Source organism: Novosphingobium sp. HII-3, from assembly GCF_002916655.1.
Lineage (GTDB): Bacteria > Pseudomonadota > Alphaproteobacteria > Sphingomonadales > Sphingomonadaceae > Novosphingobium > Novosphingobium panipatense.
This window is the reverse complement of record NZ_PPSM01000081.1, coordinates 25462-42509: the sequence shown is the minus strand read 5'-3', so window position 1 is coordinate 42509 and position 17048 is coordinate 25462. Positions and strand designations below refer to the sequence as shown.

The window sequence follows — 17048 nt, the reverse complement described above, 5'->3', positions numbered from 1 at the left end:
AGGCGGCTTGTACTCCCTGAGCAGAAGGTGACGGAATGATCGGACTTCTTCTTGTTGCGCTGGTCTCCGCGCAGAGCCACGACCTCCCGCCTGCCGGGCAGGCCCATGTTTCACAAGCGTCCGTAAAGGCCGAAGGCGCCCCGTCCAAACCGTCGGAGCGGGCGCGGGTGGATCCGGCCTCGGCGGCCCAGATGCAGGCCTTCGGCCGGTGCGTCGCGCAGCGCCAACCCGCGAGGGCTGCGGCCCTGCTGCAGATGGATTTCACCACCCCGCAGTTCAATGGCGCGCTGAAGAAGCTTGCCCTTTCGGAGGCAGGCTGTCTTGGCCTCAGTTCGAAAGCCCGGTTTGCGGGCGTGCTGTTCGCAGGCGCCCTCGCAGAACAGTTGCTGGCTGGGACGGAGGACCTGGCCGCCGCGCTCGCCTACGATCCGGCCGGGGTGCCGGTGAGGACCTTCAGCCTGAGCGACTACATCGCGGCCTGCGTGGCCCGCACCGCACCGGACGGGGTTGCCGGCCTTCTGGCAACATCCCCCGCAAGCGGCGCCGAAGAGACGGCGATGCGCCAACTCCTGCCTGTGGTGCAGCAATGCGTGCCCAAGGACCAGCAGGCGCAGTTCAACCGGGCAGGCCTGCGCGCGATCCTCGCGACGGCGTCGTACCGCATGGTCGAGGCGGCCAGGAACACGGGTGGGCGCGGGTAAAGCCGCGTTCCGACTTTGGCAGTGTCGCACCGCCCTTTGTGCCGCGCTGGCGATCTTTCAGAGGTGGCTGGCGGGGGCATTAGCTAAGCCGCCCGCGGGACTTTCCATCGCCGCTATGGCTGAGGCGGCTCTTGCCGCGCCTGCATCATCGCGATCGCGACCATGGCAAGTAATCCGATTGGAAACCACAGTCCCGGTTTGCCGAAGACAATACCGATGAACCAGCACAGAGCCAGTGCGCCAATAGGTGCGGGCTTCAGGGGATTGAATGTCTCCATGCTGAACACACTATGCCAGGCATGGTAAAGCTGCAATCCCACTCACACGAATCCGCAGTCTGCCGCGACCGTCTCCAAGTATTTCAGTAAAAAGGGCCGGTGAGTAGACGGTCTACCCTACCCCGATCGGAATGAAGGACGTGGTCAGCGGTTGCCATGCAACTGGACTGAAATGGGTGGCTTGGCGGACCGTCCACTTAGACCGGGCTAGACGGGCTAGATACGGCGCGCGACCCTCGCCGCCTCGGTAGAAGCCTTGTATTTTGGAGTGTGCTGAGGGAACGAGGAGCATGTTCCGCGTTTCTTGCCAACGGCGATTCAGCCGCGAAGGAGAGATAGCATGACAAAGGCATCAGCCATCTTCGACACCCATGCTGAGGCAGAGCGCGCAGTGTCCGAGCTGAGATCGTTGGGACTGAACGACAACGACCTTTCCGTTATCGCTCATCACGGGGGCACCACGACGGCTCGCTCCGGCGACGGCGAGATCACGGACGAGCACCACCGCAACGTCCTTCGAGGAATTCTGGGAGGAGGTGCGCTTGGGGCGGGCCTCGGCGTCGCTGCCCTTGCAATTCCGGGAGTGGGGCCGCTTGCCGCCGCCGGAGCTATCGCGGCCTCTGCAGTTCCAGAGGCGATTGGCATCGGCGCTGTGATAGGCGCTATCGGCGGGACGCTCAATGAAGCCCTTACCAAACATGGCGTCAGCGACGAAGATGCGACATACTACAGCGATCGCATCAAGAATGGCGGTGTCGTGGTCACGGTCGAGGACGCCGGCGTTGACGCTGGCAGAGTACGCGAAGTGCTTTATCGCAACGGCGGCCATAACTCCTCACAGGCGCGCAGTCTCTGAGTTGAGCAGAACCACATCGGTCCTGCGAGGGCGATAAAGCCTTCCATGGTAACAGATCGATGAAGAGGCAGCCGTTGGACAAGGCAGCGGCTGCCTTTTACCGATGTGCGCAACTCAGCCCGGTCCTGTACATTTCACCGATGGCTCTTTGTCCCCCTTCAAGCACCGCGAGATCTCTCGCAAGGTCAAACCTCTGCCCGACGAGGCGGGCCTGTCCTCTCTGGACCCTGTAAACCGTGTAAACCTGCCCCCGTTCGAGGACCTGTTCCCCTTTGCCCGGACTTCCGCTATCCGCGCGCGTCATGAGCACTACGCAGACCCTTTACGCCGCCTTCGCAGGCCACCTTTCCGCCGCGCTCGATGCGCTGGAAGCCGCGGGAACGCTGCCCGGCGGACTCAAGCGAGGCGCGATCACGGTTGAGCCGCCGCGCGATGCGTCGCACGGGGATCTTTCCACCAACGCCGCGATGGTGCTTGCCAAGCCCGCCGGCCTGAAGCCGCGCGATCTGGCCGAGGCGCTGGTGGCGGAACTGTCGAAGCTCGATTCGGTTACTTCGGCGGAGATCGCCGGACCCGGCTTCATCAACCTGCGTCTCTCGTCCGCGACCTGGCTTGCCGAACTGCGCGCCATCGCCGAACTGGGTGCGGACTATGGCCGGTCGAGCATGGGCGGCGGCACGACGGTGAACGTCGAGTACGTTTCCGCCAACCCGACCGGACCGATGCACATGGGCCACTGCCGCGGCGCGGTCGTGGGGGATGCACTGGCGACGCTGCTGGAATTCGCCGGGCACAAGGTCATCAAGGAATACTACGTCAACGACGCCGGCGCGCAGGTGCAGGTCCTCGCCCGCTCGGCGCACGTGCGCTATCGCGAGGCGCTGGGCGAGGACGTGGGCGCGATCCCCGAGGGGCTATACCCGGGCGACTACCTGATCCCGGTAGGCCAGCAGCTGGCGGCGGAATTCGGGGACAGGTACGCCGCCGCGCCTGAAGCGGAATGGCTGACGCTGTTCCGCGAAAAGGCCGTCGCCGCCATGCTGGTGATGATCAAGGAAGACCTCGCGCTCCTGGGCATCCACCACGACATCTTCTCGTCGGAGGCCGAGCTGCAGGCCAGCGGCAAACCTGACGAGGCGGAGGCCTGGCTGCGGTCGAAGGGTCTGGTCTACGACGGCGTTCTGGAGGCGCCCAAGGGCAAGACGCCGGAAGACTGGGAGCCGGTCGAGCTGCCGCTGTTCAAGTCCACCGCGTTCGGGGACGACCAGGATCGCCCGATCAAGAAGTCCGATGGCACCTGGACCTACTTCGGCGCGGATCTCGCCTACCATTTCCAGAAGGCACAGGGCGCCGACGCCCTCGTTGATATCTGGGGTGCGGATCATGCGGGCACCGTCAAGCGCATCAAGGCCGCTGTTGCCGCGATGACGGGCGCCGATGGAGAGCCTACGCCATTCGAGATCAAGCTGGTTCAGATGGTCCAGCTGCTGCGGGACGGCGAACCGGTGAAGATGTCCAAGCGCTCGGGCAATTTCGTGACCCTCGCCGAGGTCGTCACCGAAGTGGGCAAGGACGTGGTGCGCTTCACCATGCTGACCCGCAAGCCCGAGGCGCAGATGGACTTCGACTTCGCCAAGGTGGTGGAGGCGTCGAAGGACAACCCGGTGTTCTACGTGCAGTACGCCAATGCCCGCGTCCACTCGACGCTGCGCAAGGGCCTTGCCGAAGGCGGTTTCACGCCGTCGGGCGAGCATGTCGAGCTGCTGGGCGAAGAGGAGCTGGAGCTGGTCAAGCTGGCCGCGCAGTTCCCCCGCATCGTCGAGGCCGCCGCCGCCGCGCGTGAGCCGCACCGCATCGCCTTCTTCCTCGGCGACATGGCCGCCGCGTTCCACGGCTACTGGAATCTGGGCAACGACAGGGTAGAAAAGCGGTTTGTTAACGCTCAGGATGCCAAGTTGACCGGTGCCCGCCTTTTCCTGGCGGCGCAGATAGGGCAACTTGTCCGCAATGGCCTTGCTCTGCTGGGGGTTGAGGCGGTGGAGGAAATGTAAGGCATGGCAGGCGCGGACGACGGTTATTTCCCGAAGGCGGAGACGCGGAAGAACCCCGTCTTCGGTAACGGATCCCGTAGCAGCCCGTATTTCGAGGATGATGGTCCGGTTGCCGGCGGTTCCGGTGTGGACGCATCGCGTCAGCTGGACCTCGACGACGACGTGCGTCTCCCCTGGCTTGAGGGCAACGATGAGGATTTTCCCCCTCGCCGCTCAGGGGTGAGTCAGGGGCTCCTGCTCGGCGGGCTGGGGCTGGCCGCGCTGGCGGTGATCGGCGGCGGGGTGGCCTGGGCCCTTATGAGCCGGCCGGAGCAGCCGCTCGTCGCGGACGGCGGCGTTATCACCGCGCCCAAGGAGCCTTACAAGGTGCGCCCCGAGAACCCGGGTGGAGAGTTCGTCGCCGGGACCGGGGATACCAGCTTTGCCGTCGCGGAAGGCCAGTCCCGGCCGGTCCAGATCGACAAGAGCCATGAGGCCCTCGCCGCCGTGCAACCGGCCGCCCCAGCGGACGCCGCACAGGCCGAAGCCGGTGCGGCGGGCGCCGTCGCGGGCGTTGGCGTTCAGGTCGGCGCCTACGCCACGCGTGAACTCGCGGAAGCGGGCTGGAACACGCTCAAGACCCAGTACGAGCCGCTGGCGGCGATAAGCCACCGCATCGTGCAGGGCCGCGCCGATATCGGCACGGTTTACCGGCTCCAGGCCGTGCCGGGGGACCGGGCGGCGGCGCGCGCACTCTGCCAGGGCATGAAGGCGGCCGGGATGAGCTGCCAGGTCAAAGGCTGAGGGCGGCCGCCCCGAACCGCCTAGACGCCCTCGGAGGCGTCGGCCTGGGGCACCGCTTCGGCAGCGGGCTGCGTGTCCGGCGTGGGGGCGCTGCCCGGGGCGAGCGGGCTCGGCTGGTCCACCGTGTGACCGGCCGCGTCCTGCAGCTTGCGCGGCTCCAGCATAGCCGTCGTCTCCAGGAGATCGAGCGCCTTCTGCACCTCCTGGTAGCGGCGCGCGTCGGCGATCCACCTCTCCGCCGCTTCCGCCCCCGGCAGGCGTTCTACCTCGCCGATGGCCGATTCCATCCGCCGCGCCGTCAGCATCAGTCGGGCCCGCTCGATACGGGCGACAGGGCTGGCGAGAGCCGCCGAATCGCGCCGGACGACAAAGAGCGATCTGAATTCCCGCCGCGCCCGCTCCCACAGGCTCATGTCGATGTCGGTCACCGTAAGCTCGGGCGACAGCGCCTCAAGCCGGGCGCTCAGCCCGTCGATGGTCACGGGATTTGCGGCAAAATCGAGGACCGTCTGCACCGCACGCGGCTGCGCGTTCATGAACCGCAGCCTCAGCTGGTCCGCGACGTAGCCGAGCGGCTCCCCGCGATCCACCATCCGGCGGGCCGCGAAGGCGATCAGCAGCCCTTCCGCACGGCCGGCATTCCCGGCCGCCGCGTGCGTCTGGAAGTCAATGCGCGAGATCCGATCCTCGATCATGGCGAGGCGGCCTTCGACCGTCGCGAACTGCGAGAGTTGCGGCGGTGTCGGTGCGGTGGCTTCGGCGCCGCGGGACGGTGCCTCCACCTGCGCGGGTGCTTCGGGCGTGGGAAGGACGGAGGGTAGATAGCCGCGCGTGGCAAGCCATGCGACCAGGCCCGCGCCGATGACGAAGGCGAGCAGGGCGACGAGCAGGGTCACGCCTGCGGAACGCTTGCGAGGCACGGCTCCGGGTATGGCGGATGGGGCCGGCGGCGGGGTGTCCTGCATCAAGTCCTTGTCGTCACGCTTACTGTCCGGGACGGGCTTCTTGGCACATCTGCACGGTCAAGGCCAGTAATGCGGAATCTTCGGGATGCGCCGCGCTCCGGACCGATGCCCAACCGTCACCGGCACGGGCGGCCACACGCGGACCGATGGCCGCCAGGTGAATGCGCGAGCGATCGATCCGGTGCCCGGCGCAGATCTGAAGGAGCCGCGCGGCCGCTTCGCCGGAGTGGAGCAGGGCAAGGGCGGGGCGTTCCAGCGCCCGGAGGAGCGGGCCCGGCGGCGGCAGGGGCTCGCTTGCGTAGACTTCGCGTGTGACGATGGCGACGCCTTCGGGCGCGTTCAGCACCGTGCGCTCCCGTCCCGCTAGCCTGAGCAGGCGGTGGTGCTCGGCACGGCGTGCATCGAGCAAGGCCTGCAAACCGCCACGGCCGGCCGCAGCAACGTGGAGGCCGGCCTGAACAGCGGCGCGCGCGGTGGTCTCCCCGACGCAGTAGGCCGGCAACCCGCAGTATGCCTCAAGTTGAGAGCCACCATGACGCAGGGCATTGGCGCTGCCCAGCAGCAGGGCGTCCACCTCCGTTCGGGCGACGGGATCCCAGGCGAGCGGGCGCACCTCGAAGAGAGGGAAGGCGCTGGCGGTCAGCCCCTTGTCCCGAGCGAGGGCCAGAGTGGCCGATGCGCCCGGTTCGGGCCGGAGGACGAGTACCGGGAGAGCCACGTCAGGCCCCCGCGAAATGCACCGTGATGGCAGGAACGGCGCGGGAGAGGAGGTCGGCCGCCAAGCCGGCGGGACCGCGCTTGTCATCGGCGGCGAACCGGGCCACGCCGGTGACGTGTTCGGCTCCGTCCGGGCTGTAGATCGCCGCGCGCATGACGAGTTCATCGCCTTCCGTCTGTGTGAGCACCGCGATGGGCGAGTGGCAGCTGCCGCCGAGCCCGGCGAGCAGGGCGCGTTCGGCAAGGACCTGCGCGCGGCTCGGCGAATGGTCGACGGCGGCGAGGAAGTCGCGGGTGCGCTCGTCACCGGCCCGGCATTCCAGCATGATCGCGGCCTGCGCCGGTGCGGGGAGCCAGTCCTCCGCCGCAAGCGGATGGCCGGTGCCGCTCTCTCCCAGGCGCTTCAGGCCGGCAGCGGCAAGGAACGTGGCATTCGCTTCCCCCGCCGCAAGTTTGGCCAGGCGGGTGGCGACGTTGCCCCGGAATGTGATGACCGTGCAGTCCGGACGCGCATGGAGCAGCTGCGCGGCACGGCGCGGCGCGCTCGTCCCGACGATTGCACCCTGCGGCAGGGCGGCGATACTATCGGCCCCGATCAGGACGTCGCGCACGTCTTCACGGGGCAGAATGGCCCCGATGGTGAAGAGCTCCGGGCGCTGAGTCTCAACGTCCTTGGCCGAATGGACGGCGAAGTCGATCTCGCCGGCTTCAAGCCAGGCGTCGAGTTCCTTGGTCCACAGCGCCTTCCCGCCGATTTCCGCCAGCGCGCGGTCCTGGATGCGATCGCCGCTGGCGGTGACGGGAACGATCTCTATATGCGCGGGATCGATTCCATGCGCCTGGGCCAGCCGGTCGCGTGCTTCCTCGGCCTGCGCCATCGCCAGGGGCGAGCGGCGGGTTCCGAGGCGGAAGGTGTGAAGTTGTTTATCGTTGGTCATCGGCGGCTTGTGCTACCCCGCAATGTCGTTCAGGGGAAGGTCGGCCAGAAATTATGAAGACACGGACAGTTCTCGGCATTGAATCTTCCTGCGACGAGACTGCCGCGGCGCTGGTCACCGACGGCAGGGTGATCCTTGCCCAGCGCATCGCCTCGCAGGACGACGCCCACCGCCCCTACGGCGGCGTCGTGCCTGAGATTGCGGCCCGTGCGCATGCGGAACGCCTTGCCCCGATGATCGAAGCGACGCTTGCCGATGCGGGCATGACCCTGGACGAAGTCGACGCCATTGCCGCCACGGCGGGACCTGGGCTCATCGGCGGCGTCATGGTCGGGCTGGTGACGGCCAAGGCGCTGGCGATGGCGACGGGCAAGCCGCTCATCGCTGTCAATCACCTCGAAGGGCACGCGCTTTCGCCAAGGCTGGCGGATGCGAGCCTCGAATATCCTTACCTGCTGCTGCTGGTCTCCGGCGGGCACTGCCAGATCCTGCTGGTGGAAGGTGTCGGCCGCTTTCGCCGGCTCGGCACCACGATCGATGACGCATTGGGCGAGGCGTTCGACAAGTCGGCGAAGGTCCTGGGGCTCGGATATCCGGGCGGCCCGGCGCTGGAGCGGCTGGCGCTTGAGGGCGACGCGCGCAAGGTGCCCCTGCCGCGCCCGCTCAAGGGGTCGCAAGAGCCGCATTTCTCGTTTGCCGGTCTCAAGAGCGCAGTTCTGCGGGCCAAGCAATCGGGCGAGTATACCGATGCCGATATCGCCGCATCGTTCCAGCAGGCAGCGATCGACTGCCTGATCGACCGCATGCGCAGGGCTCTGGCAGGGGTGGGCCCTGTCAACGCGCTGGTCGTGGCGGGCGGCGTGGCCGCCAACAAGTCTATTCGCGGCGCGCTGGAGACGCTGGCGGCAGACCATTCCCTGCCGTTCATCGCTCCGCCGCTCGCATTGTGCACGGACAATGCGGCCATGATCGCCTGGGCGGGGCTGGAGAGACTGGCGGACGGGCAGTCCGACCCTCTCGATGTGGCGGCCCGGCCGCGCTGGCCTCTTGATCCGGAGGCCGAGGCAGTGCGTGGGGCAGGAGTGAAGGCATGAGTGCGAAACTGGGGGTCATCGGTGCCGGGGCATGGGGCACGGCGCTGGCGCAGGCGCTTGCGGGCGACGGCAGCGAGGTTCTGGTCTGGGCGCGTGAGCCGGAGCTGGTCGAGCAGATCAACCGGGACCATCGCAACGAACTCTACCTGCCGGACGCGCCGCTGGCCGCAGGCATTCGCGCGACTGGCGAACTTGCCGAGCTTGCAGGCCTGCCTGTGCTCCTGGTGGTTGTTCCCGCGCAGTTTCTGGCGGGGGTGATCGCCCAGCTGCCGGCGGGCCAGCGGGATCTGGTGCTTTGCGCCAAGGGCATCGAGGCGGGCACCGGCCGCTTGATGGCCGATGTTGCGGCAATCGTCTGCGCACCGGAGCAGCTCGCGGTGCTTTCCGGGCCGACCTTCGCGCATGAAGTGGCCGCCGGTCTGCCGACCGCTGTGACGCTGGCATGCGGCGGCGCGCAGGCGCAGTGGGACCGGCTGGCGCCGCTGCTCGCGCGGCCGGCGCTGCGGCCCTACTTCTCGGACGACGTCATCGGCGCGGAGATCGGCGGTGCCGTGAAAAACGTGCTCGCCATCGCCTGCGGCGTGGTTGAAGGACTGGACCTGGGACAGAACGCCCGGGCGGCCCTGATCGCGCGCGGCTATGCGGAGATGCTGCGCTTCGGCATCGCGCGCGGCGCCCGCGCCGAAACCCTTGCGGGCCTCTGCGGGCTGGGCGATCTCGTGCTGACCTGCTCGTCCACGTCGAGCCGCAACTTTTCGCTCGGGCTTGCGCTGGGCAGGGGCATGACCGCCGCTGAGGCGCTGTCAGGCAAGAACAGCGTAGCCGAGGGCGCGGCGACCGCCCCCGTGCTGGCGGAGCTTGCCCGACGCGAAGGCATCCAGATGCCCATCGTCGAGGCCGTGCATCGGCTTCTGATCGGCGAGATACCGGCGGACGCCGCGGTGAGCGACCTTCTTGCTCGTCCATTGCGCGCCGAGCAGGAGCTGGCTCTTTGAGCGCTGTCATAGCCGGGCCGCAGGGCGAGAAGGAGCGCGACGACATCGCCGCGCTTGCCAAGGGTGGGCGCACGAACCTTTTCGGATTCTTCCTGCGGCTGGCGGCGCGCATCCCCTTCCTGTTCATAGCTGGCCGCGCCTCCGTCTACGGACCGGCGGCGCTGGGCCGCTTCGCATCGGCCCTGGTGCTGATCGAACTGACGTCGATGCTCTGCACGATGGGCGAGAAACGGGGGCTGGCGCAACGTCTTTCAGAGTCCGAAGGGCAGGTCCATCCGGCCAACGTGATCGCCGACGGCACCATTCTTGCCGTGATCTCAAGCTGCCTTGCGGCGCTGTTCTTCTGGTGCGTGCCGGGGCTGCTGTTCCCGGGCGGGCATTATACCCAGATCGACCGCCTGATGGTCCTGGCCCTGCCCGCCATGACCATGACCGAGATATGGCTCGCCGCGCTGGCCTACCGCCTGCGGGTGGCGCCTACGGTATGGTCGCGCGCCATCGTCGAGCCATGGACGATTTCGATCATGGCCGGTGCGATGATCTGGATTGCACCGGCAAGCGGCCTTGCGATCGCCTACATAACCTCGGTCCTGGCAGCGGCGCTGACCGCGTTCATCCCCTTCTTCCGGGAGTATGGTGTGCCGCGCGGCTGGCGCCCACGCCCCAACGCGATGCGCAAGCTGGCCCTGCGGTCGCTGCCGATCGCCCTTGCCGACGCGATCGAGTGGGGCACGCGCCGCGTCGACATCTTCCTTCTGGGCTTTCTCGCGCCGCCATCGGCGGTGGGCATCTATTACGCCGCGCAGCAGGTGGCCAGTCTGCCGCAGAAGCTCAAGACCAGCTTCGAGCCGGTGCTTGGCCCTGTCATCACGCGCAATCTCAAGGAGCGGGACTACGCCGCAATCGCCCGGCAGGTCTGCCAGGTCGGATTCTGGATCACCGCCTCGCAGGCCGGTATCGCGCTCGCGCTCGGCATTCCGGGCACGGGAGTCATGGGCCTGGTCGGTCGGGAGTTCGTGGGTGGAACGGGCGCACTTGCGTTTCTCCTCGCGGCAGAAGTGGTGGCGGCGACCGCCGTGGTCAGCGAGGCGGCGCTCATCTACGTCGCACGGCTGCGCAACCTCTGGGTCTCGATCGGGACGATCGCGGTGCAGGCCCTGCTGACGCTGGGCGGCATTCTGCTGATGCAGAAGCTCGGCTTCAACACGCTGTACCAGGCCGCCGCCGCGGCGGCCGCGCTGATGATCGCGCTTGGTCTGTCGTCCATAGTGAAGTCGAGGATGCTCTCGCGCATCCTGCGTGAACCGGTAAACAACTGGCGCTGGGCCCTGGTCTGGGCGGCGGCGCCGGCGGTGGTCATCGGATTTCTGGCCGTACGCCTCCTGCCTGAGTGGGCGGCGATGGCCTTCGGCATCCCCGCGATCCTCGGCGCCTACTTCCTCGTCATCTGGAAGAAGGCCTTCGGGCCCGAGGACCGTCGCCTGTTCCAGACCGCCAAAAAGGTCGAAAGCGAAGTGCCCGGCTGACAGCCGGGCGCCTTTTCAATAGGCTGCCTGTCATGAATCCACGCAGCGCATCGATGATCGCAGCCGGCGCCGCGCTGTGCCTGGTCATGTCTTTCGGCGTGAACCGGGCGCGCGGCGACGCGTTCATCAACGATCTTCACACGAAGGCATCCGCCGCCCGTGACGCAGCGGGCGGGAAGGGTGTGGCCATCGCGTTTCGCGACCGCTACGGCTGGCTCACCCGTCATCCCGAGCTGTCCGGCGGCAAGGCTCTCTCGCCGGAAACCCGCAAGAGCGTAGCCGCCGCCGTGGCTGCCGTGCCGGGAATTGCGGGGGTCACATGGGCCCGCGAAGGGGATGCCCGGGCGGCCTCGATGCATTGCCAGGACGATGTGGAGCGCATTCTCGAAACCCGCACAATTCGCTTCGGTGAGGCGAGCACGCGGCTTGAACCTTCAAGCGAGCGATTGCTGGATGAGGTGGCGCGGGCGTTGCGGCCATGCGTGGGCAGCATCATCGCGGTGACAGGCCATACGGACGCGGGAGGCAACCGGCAGGTGAACGTCGCTCTTTCGCAGGCGCGGGCCGAGGCCGTCCGCTCGGCGCTCGTCCGTCGCGGCATCCCTTCTACCAATCTGCGCGCGGCAGGGGTCGGCTCGGCTCGCCCGGTGGAGGGACTGGATCCGCTCGATCCCGCCAATCGGCGCATCGAGTTTTCCGTGATCTACACGGCGCCGGCCAAGCCGACTCCGATCGACACGCCAGGTCCCGAATGAGCTTTACTCGGGCAAGAGACTAGGAAAGGACGAACCCTTGCCGCTATGGCTTGAAATGGCCGTCTCCGTGCTGCTGTCCTACGGGATCGGGTTCGGCATCGGCTGGCTCATATGGAACCCGAGGAAGGTGAACTGACGTGCTGGAAATGGTTCAGGCGAACTGGCTGGTCTTCATTGTCGCGCTGCTGGTGGGCATCGCGGTGGCTTACTGGGTGTTCGTGCATGGCTCGAAGCCTGTGCGTCGCCAGCATCGGCCCGATGTGCTGGATGAGGGCGCCGCGCCCGCCCAGCGCAACCAGGCCCTCATAGACGCACCACCGGCGGCGAAATTCGATGCGCCTGTCCACATCGATCCGCCGGCCATGGCCGGCACGATGGCCGGCATCGGCGAAGTCATCGCCGTAGCCGCGCAGGAAGAGGCTGAGGAAGCGATCGCCGCAAAGGAACCGCCGCAGACCATCGCGGCCGAGCCGGATCCTACGCCGGCGCCCGCGGCTCCGCCGATTGCGGAAACGGCCGGCGGTTCGGTAGCAGCTGACGATCTGCGCAGGATCAAGGGCCTCGGCCCCAAGATGCTGACGCTGCTGCACGCGCTGGGCATCACCAGCTATGCGCAGATCGCTGCCCTGACGGACGCCGACCTGGACGAGCTGGACACGAAGCTGGGTGCCTTCGCCGGGCGCCCGCGCCGCGACAACTGGGTCGAGCAGGCCCGCCTCCTCGCAGCGGGGGAAACCGCGGCGTACGAGGCGCAGTTTGGCAAGCTGTAACGCCGCGTCCCACGCAAGTCCCGCAGCCTATCAGCTGGAAAATCATCTACGATAATGATGGTGTGAAACGAATTGCCGGCTCAGGCATTCTTGCGAGGCGACCCGAAGGATCGGTTGAGTGCGATCCTTTTCGAACTTGCCCGGGATCCGCCTCGCCGGTCCCGGGCATCTTTTCCAGGCATCATGTGAAGCGCCGTCCCGCCCGCATCGGACGGCGGGACACCATCACGCAGCCGCTCCTCGACAGCATCCAAAAGCGGGGAATTGCGGCGGCGGCACGCCGCCTGAACCCCTGCCAGGTCAAGCCGTCGGCTGAGAAGCACGCCGAACGCATCCTCTCCCGCCCAGCGCACTTCCGCGTCCAGTTCGTGTTGTCCGGGCAGCCGGATCCGCAGCATTTCGCCGGTTCGGGGCCGCAGCACCCGCGAGGCGATGCCCATGCCGTTGAGAGAGATGTTGCGCACTATCACAGCCTGCGCCTCGAAGCCGTCCCGGATGACGAGAGCCTTTATCAGCGTGCGGATCCGCGCTGCCCGCTCAGGGTAGGAGGGCAGGGGAGATCCCTTTGTAGAGGATCGAGTGCCCCGGCGGGCAAGCGCCTCAAGCCAGTCAGGCCGCTCCACCACGGCAAAGTCCTGTTGATCTGTCATCTGGTTGTTCCCCCCGCCAGCCCTTTCCAAGCACCATGGCGCAAGCCGACGGTGCTCATAGCGCAAGGTCTCCCTCGCCCGTGCCACTGCCCCCGCCCTCGCTCCATCCGGCCAATGTGAGGCAGCAGGGTTCACGAAGCCTCACGAACGGCTTATGTATTTTGCCCTTGGCCTGTACGAAGGTGATCGTTGCAAAATCTGCATTTTGGCGATCGCCCCCTTGCCGCAGCGCAATAAAACCTGACATGACGCACTAACATGCTCCGCCAGTACGAACTCGTCGAACGCGTCAAGGAATACGCGCCAGAGGCCGATGAGGCCCTGCTCAACCGTGCCTACGTCTATACCGTGCAGAAGCACGGCACTCAGAAGCGGGCCAGCGGTGACCCTTATTTCAGCCACCCGGTCGAGGTGGCAGGCCTGATGACCGAGCTGAAGCTCGATCAGGAAACCATCATCACCGCGCTGCTCCACGACACAGTGGAAGACACGCTCGCCACCATCGACGAGGTGGAGAAGCTGTTCGGGCCGGAGGTCGCGCGGCTGGTCGACGGAGTGACGAAGCTCTCCAAGATCGAGGTCATGACCGAGAGCGAACGCGCGGCGGAAAACCTGCGCAAGTTCCTGCTCGCCATGAGCGAGGACCTGCGCGTGCTCCTCGTCAAACTGGCCGATCGCCTGCACAACATGCGCACTCTGCACTTCATCAAGAAGGAGGAGAAGCGCAGGCGCATCGCGCGCGAAACCATGGATATCTACGCCCCGCTTGCCGAACGGGTGGGGATGTATGAGTACATGCGCGAGATGCAACTTCTCGCTTTCGAGCAACTGGAGCCTGAAGCCTACGCCACGATCACCGGCCGCTTGGCGCAAATTCGCAGTGAGGAAGGCGGGCAGGTCGATGAGATCGCGCTGTCAATCAAGCAGGTGCTGGCGGAGGCGGGCCTCAACGTGGAGGTGTCCGGGCGGGAAAAGCACCCGTATTCGATCTGGCGCAAGATGGCCGAACGCCATGTGAACTTCGAGCAGATAACCGATATCATGGCCTTCCGCGTCCTGACGGACAATGTGGACGACTGCTATCGTGCGCTGGGCGTGCTGCATCAGGGATGGCAGATGATTCCCGGCCGCTTCAAGGATTATATCTCGACGCCGAAGTCGAACGGCTATCAGTCCTTGCACACCGCATTGATATTCCAGCGTTCGATGCGCATCGAAGTGCAGATCCGCACGCGTGAGATGCACCGCCTGAACGAATTCGGCCTTGCCGCTCACTGGGCCTACAAGCAGGGTGGATCGCGACCCGACGGTCAGGTCGGCTGGCTGCGCGACCTCATCGAGATCGTCGATGCCAGCCATGACGCCGAGGAACTGCTCGAGAATACCAAGATGGCGATCTATCAGGATCGCATCTTCGCCTTCACTCCAAAGGGCGCTTTGTTCCAGTTGCCCAAGGGGTCGACGGCGGTGGACTTCGCCTTCGCGGTTCACACCAAGCTCGGCAATGCGGCGGTCGGTGTGAAGATCAACGGCCGCCACGTGCCGTTGCGCACCCAGCTGGCCAACGGCGACGTGGTGGAAATCATCAAGAGCACCACTTCCGAGCCGCAGCTTTCGTGGCTCGGCTTCGTCGTCACCGGCAAGGCGCGGGCCGCCATCCGCCGCGCCGTCCGCGCCAAGGAGCGCGCCGAAGTGGCCGAGATCGGCTCCAAGCTCTACGACGAGATCGCGAGCCGCCTGCCGCAGAAAGTCGGCAAGAAGGCGCTCGCCCATGCGGTGGAACGTCTGGACCTGCGTGATGAGGAAGACCTGATGTTCGCAATCGGCTCAGGCCGTTTGTCGGACCGCCAGGTCATGGAAGCCCTGGTTCCCGGCAGCACGGCTGAACTGCCCGAGGATCCCGAGTGGACCCGCACCGAGCGCGCGATCTCGATCCGGGGGCTTACCGCCGGGGTCGGTTTCGAGCTGGCGGAATGCTGCCATCCGGTCCCCGGCGACCGCATCGTCGGTCTGCGCCGCCCCGATCACAAGGTGGAAGTCCACGCGATCGACTGCATGACGCTGGCCAGCGGGGTCGATGCCGACTGGCTCGATCTTTCATGGGGCGAGCGGACCACCGGCGCGGTCGGGCGCTTGCAGCTGATCCTCTACAACCGCCCCGGTACACTTGCCGAAGTGACGCAGATCCTCGCGAGCAACCGCGCCAATGTCACCAACCTGCAGATGACTCAGCGCGATGAGCCTTTCGGCACTTACGAGGTGGACCTTGAAGTCTCCGATCTCGCGCACCTTACCCGCATCATCGGTGCCCTGCGCGCCAGCGATGCGGTGGCAGACGCCGAGCGGATCTAGTTCCTCCCCGCGTGCGCCGCGGAAGGGAGCATCCTCAGAAGGTCAGCGAAACCTCCACGGCATCGCCTTCGCCGATATCCTCGGCCTTGCGCACGGCGGCCTTCACCGGCAGCAGCCAGCCACCGTCGGATGTGCTGGGGAACACTGAAGTCGCGAACTCCGTCTCCCCGATCCGCGCCTTGACCTTTAGCGACCCGAACCCGCGCGCGCTGCCCTCCAGCTTGCGCATGATCGCGGTGCCCGAAAGCGTCTCGCCTGCCGCGCCGTCGATGGTAAGGAAATGCCAGGTGCCGTTGTTCGCACCACCGGTCCAGCGCCACAGGCGGCCGGTGTAGCGCAGGTGCTCTTCATGAAGGGTCACGGCGTCACCACCCGGACCGGCACCGGCGCGTTGCAGATATCCACGCCGCCTGCAGGCTGGATGTAGAAGCTGTCCTTCCGGTTGGCGCGCTTGTCGACATAAGCGGCGAAGCTGGCGCTTTCGGTGGAGAGGTATTCGTAGGCGGCCAAATCGGCGACGTCATTGCCCATCCGCACCGAGACGATCCGCGTGCGTTCCGCCGGCGTTGCATAGAAGCCCAGTGGTCCCGTGCCGCGTGGCAGCGAGGACATGTGCTCCATCCCCGCGATGATCCGACCGACGAGCGCGATATTGCGGTCGAGCTGGCGCGGCGCCTGCCCGATCACGGTATAAAGCTCCGCTCCGGTGCCCGTATCAGGCGAGAGATTGCGGCCGACGCCGACCATGCCGTAGCAGTGGACAGGCCAACCGACACGACCATCGGCGGCAAGGGGCCAGCCTCGATCGAAAAGACTGAGGCCGTTGGGCAGATAGGAATCGGGATTGGTCGGCAGCGCCGCGGTTCGGCCGGCTTCCTTTGCGCTGCGCTGCACGAACGTCGAGCGCAGCCTTTCATCCAGTTGCGCCACGTAGTCCTTTTCAGTCGGCCCCGCCAATCCTGCCGGCAGCGCCTTTGCCTTTCCCGGCGTTTCGCCATCGGGATCGCCCCATTGCACGACGTAGTTGTCCTGCACCCGCACCACCGCGATCCCGTCGAACCAGTGCGCGGCCACGAGCTTGCGGATGTTTCCCACCCATCCTTGCGAAAACGGCGCGGGCATGAGCTGGATCACCACTCGGCGCGGCTTGCCTCTGGTGTCGGGAGCCAGATCCATGACCATCAGATCGTTTGGCGCGATCCGCAGCCAGTCCGATTCAGGGGCGGCGTCGACGACCTCGTTGGGCGTCACGAATTTATCCGTGGCTGCCCGCGACGGCACGGTGCCGATGGCAGGGAAGAGGGCCACAAGCGACAGAGCGGAAAGGAATTTGCGCATAAGGCTTCATGCCATCACCACACCGCTTGCGAAACCCTCCGCGACTCGCTAGTGGCCGCCTCCTAACCAGTGCATGCGGAGCGGTGGCCGAGTGGTCGAAGGCGCTCGCCTGGAAAGTGAGTATACGTCAAAAGCGTATCGAGGGTTCGAATCCCTCCCGCTCCGCCAGCAGCTAGTCTGCAAACATCCCTAAACGTCTGATTTCAGCCATTTTCGGGCGCTTCGGCGTACGCGCTGTGTCTGCTATTGTCCTCGTTTGTTCTCATACATCGGCTCTGC

General features: G+C 66.4%; 17 protein-coding genes and 1 tRNA gene. 11 read left to right on the top strand and 7 right to left on the bottom strand.

Going from position 1 to position 17048, the window contains the following annotated elements; all coding sequences use genetic code 11:
* Positions 1 to 35: 35 nt before the first annotated feature.
* The gene (locus C2R25_RS19070; protein WP_103730694.1) at positions 36 to 701 is read left to right on the top strand and encodes a hypothetical protein; all 666 of its coding nucleotides are present in this window, start codon (positions 36 to 38) and stop codon (positions 699 to 701) included.
* Between the two features lie 113 nt (positions 702 to 814).
* Here the strand turns inward: C2R25_RS19070 and C2R25_RS20755 are convergent, their stop codons facing one another.
* A complete protein-coding gene (locus tag C2R25_RS20755) occupies positions 815 to 979 on the bottom strand; it encodes a hypothetical protein (RefSeq protein WP_199183877.1) in 165 nt (54 codons plus the stop codon).
* A gap of 340 nt (positions 980 to 1319) precedes the next feature.
* On the opposite strand from C2R25_RS20755, the gene C2R25_RS19060 reads away from it, so the two are divergent.
* The 3 genes from C2R25_RS19060 to C2R25_RS19045 all read left to right on the top strand — a co-directional run bounded on the left by C2R25_RS19060 (position 1320) and on the right by C2R25_RS19045 (position 4669).
* The gene (locus C2R25_RS19060; protein ID WP_103730692.1) at positions 1320 to 1835 is read left to right on the top strand and encodes a hypothetical protein; all 516 of its coding nucleotides are present in this window, start codon (positions 1320 to 1322) and stop codon (positions 1833 to 1835) included.
* Between the two features lie 302 nt (positions 1836 to 2137).
* Positions 2138 to 3886 carry an arginine--tRNA ligase gene (gene argS, locus C2R25_RS19050; RefSeq protein WP_103730690.1) on the top strand — a complete coding sequence of 583 codons (1749 nt, stop codon included), beginning with the start codon at positions 2138 to 2140 and terminating at the stop codon, positions 3884 to 3886.
* Positions 3887 to 3889: 3 nt separating this feature from the next.
* Positions 3890 to 4669, top strand: coding sequence for an SPOR domain-containing protein (locus tag C2R25_RS19045; RefSeq protein ID WP_103730689.1), 780 nt, complete (start codon positions 3890 to 3892; stop codon positions 4667 to 4669).
* A gap of 20 nt (positions 4670 to 4689) precedes the next feature.
* Here the strand turns inward: C2R25_RS19045 and C2R25_RS19040 are convergent, their stop codons facing one another.
* Genes C2R25_RS19040 through hemC form a run of 3 tightly spaced genes read right to left on the bottom strand, consistent with a single transcriptional unit; the run spans position 4690 to position 7289 of the window.
* Positions 4690 to 5634, bottom strand: coding sequence for an MICOS complex subunit MIC60 (locus tag C2R25_RS19040; RefSeq protein ID WP_233204147.1), 945 nt, complete (start codon positions 5632 to 5634; stop codon positions 4690 to 4692).
* Positions 5635 to 5653: 19 nt separating this feature from the next.
* Positions 5654 to 6352 carry a uroporphyrinogen-III synthase gene (locus tag C2R25_RS19035; protein WP_233204145.1) on the bottom strand — a complete coding sequence of 233 codons (699 nt, stop codon included), beginning with the start codon at positions 6350 to 6352 and terminating at the stop codon, positions 5654 to 5656.
* 1 nt (position 6353) lies between these two features.
* Positions 6354 to 7289: a hydroxymethylbilane synthase gene (gene hemC, locus C2R25_RS19030; RefSeq protein ID WP_103730687.1), complete on the bottom strand. Its 936-nt coding sequence runs from the start codon at positions 7287 to 7289 to the stop codon at positions 6354 to 6356.
* 53 nt (positions 7290 to 7342) lie between these two features.
* Between hemC and tsaD the strand changes: the two genes are divergently transcribed.
* The 5 genes from tsaD to C2R25_RS19005 all read left to right on the top strand — a co-directional run bounded on the left by tsaD (position 7343) and on the right by C2R25_RS19005 (position 12429).
* The gene (tsaD, locus tag C2R25_RS19025; RefSeq protein ID WP_103730686.1) at positions 7343 to 8383 is read left to right on the top strand and encodes a tRNA (adenosine(37)-N6)-threonylcarbamoyltransferase complex transferase subunit TsaD; all 1041 of its coding nucleotides are present in this window, start codon (positions 7343 to 7345) and stop codon (positions 8381 to 8383) included.
* Positions 8380 to 9378: an NAD(P)H-dependent glycerol-3-phosphate dehydrogenase gene (locus C2R25_RS19020; protein WP_103730685.1), complete on the top strand. Its 999-nt coding sequence runs from the start codon at positions 8380 to 8382 to the stop codon at positions 9376 to 9378. The genes tsaD and C2R25_RS19020 overlap by 4 nt, the downstream gene beginning before the upstream one ends.
* Positions 9375 to 10904, top strand: coding sequence for a lipopolysaccharide biosynthesis protein (locus tag C2R25_RS19015; RefSeq protein WP_103730684.1), 1530 nt, complete (start codon positions 9375 to 9377; stop codon positions 10902 to 10904). Before C2R25_RS19020 ends, C2R25_RS19015 begins: the two co-directional genes overlap by 4 nt.
* A gap of 32 nt (positions 10905 to 10936) precedes the next feature.
* A complete protein-coding gene (locus C2R25_RS19010; protein ID WP_103730683.1) occupies positions 10937 to 11659 on the top strand; it encodes an OmpA family protein in 723 nt (240 codons plus the stop codon).
* Between the two features lie 146 nt (positions 11660 to 11805).
* A complete protein-coding gene (locus C2R25_RS19005; RefSeq protein WP_103730781.1) occupies positions 11806 to 12429 on the top strand; it encodes a hypothetical protein in 624 nt (207 codons plus the stop codon).
* 80 nt (positions 12430 to 12509) lie between these two features.
* Here C2R25_RS19005 and C2R25_RS19000 read toward each other — a convergent pair whose 3' ends face one another.
* The gene (locus C2R25_RS19000; protein ID WP_103730682.1) at positions 12510 to 13079 is read right to left on the bottom strand and encodes a PilZ domain-containing protein; all 570 of its coding nucleotides are present in this window, start codon (positions 13077 to 13079) and stop codon (positions 12510 to 12512) included.
* Positions 13080 to 13337: 258 nt separating this feature from the next.
* On the opposite strand from C2R25_RS19000, the gene C2R25_RS18995 reads away from it, so the two are divergent.
* Positions 13338 to 15431 (top strand): bifunctional (p)ppGpp synthetase/guanosine-3',5'-bis(diphosphate) 3'-pyrophosphohydrolase, encoded by a 2094-nt coding sequence (locus C2R25_RS18995; protein ID WP_103730681.1) that lies wholly within the window; start codon positions 13338 to 13340, stop codon positions 15429 to 15431.
* A 34-nt stretch (positions 15432 to 15465) separates the two neighbouring features.
* Here the strand turns inward: C2R25_RS18995 and C2R25_RS18990 are convergent, their stop codons facing one another.
* A complete protein-coding gene (locus tag C2R25_RS18990) occupies positions 15466 to 15792 on the bottom strand; it encodes a DUF1905 domain-containing protein (protein WP_103730680.1) in 327 nt (108 codons plus the stop codon).
* Positions 15789 to 16769: a peptidylprolyl isomerase gene (locus tag C2R25_RS18985; protein ID WP_103730679.1), complete on the bottom strand. Its 981-nt coding sequence runs from the start codon at positions 16767 to 16769 to the stop codon at positions 15789 to 15791. The genes C2R25_RS18990 and C2R25_RS18985 overlap by 4 nt, the downstream gene beginning before the upstream one ends.
* 77 nt (positions 16770 to 16846) lie before the next feature.
* Between C2R25_RS18985 and C2R25_RS18980 the strand changes: the two genes are divergently transcribed.
* Positions 16847 to 16937: transfer RNA gene (locus C2R25_RS18980), tRNA-Ser, on the top strand.
* Positions 16938 to 17048: the final 111 nt, after the last annotated feature.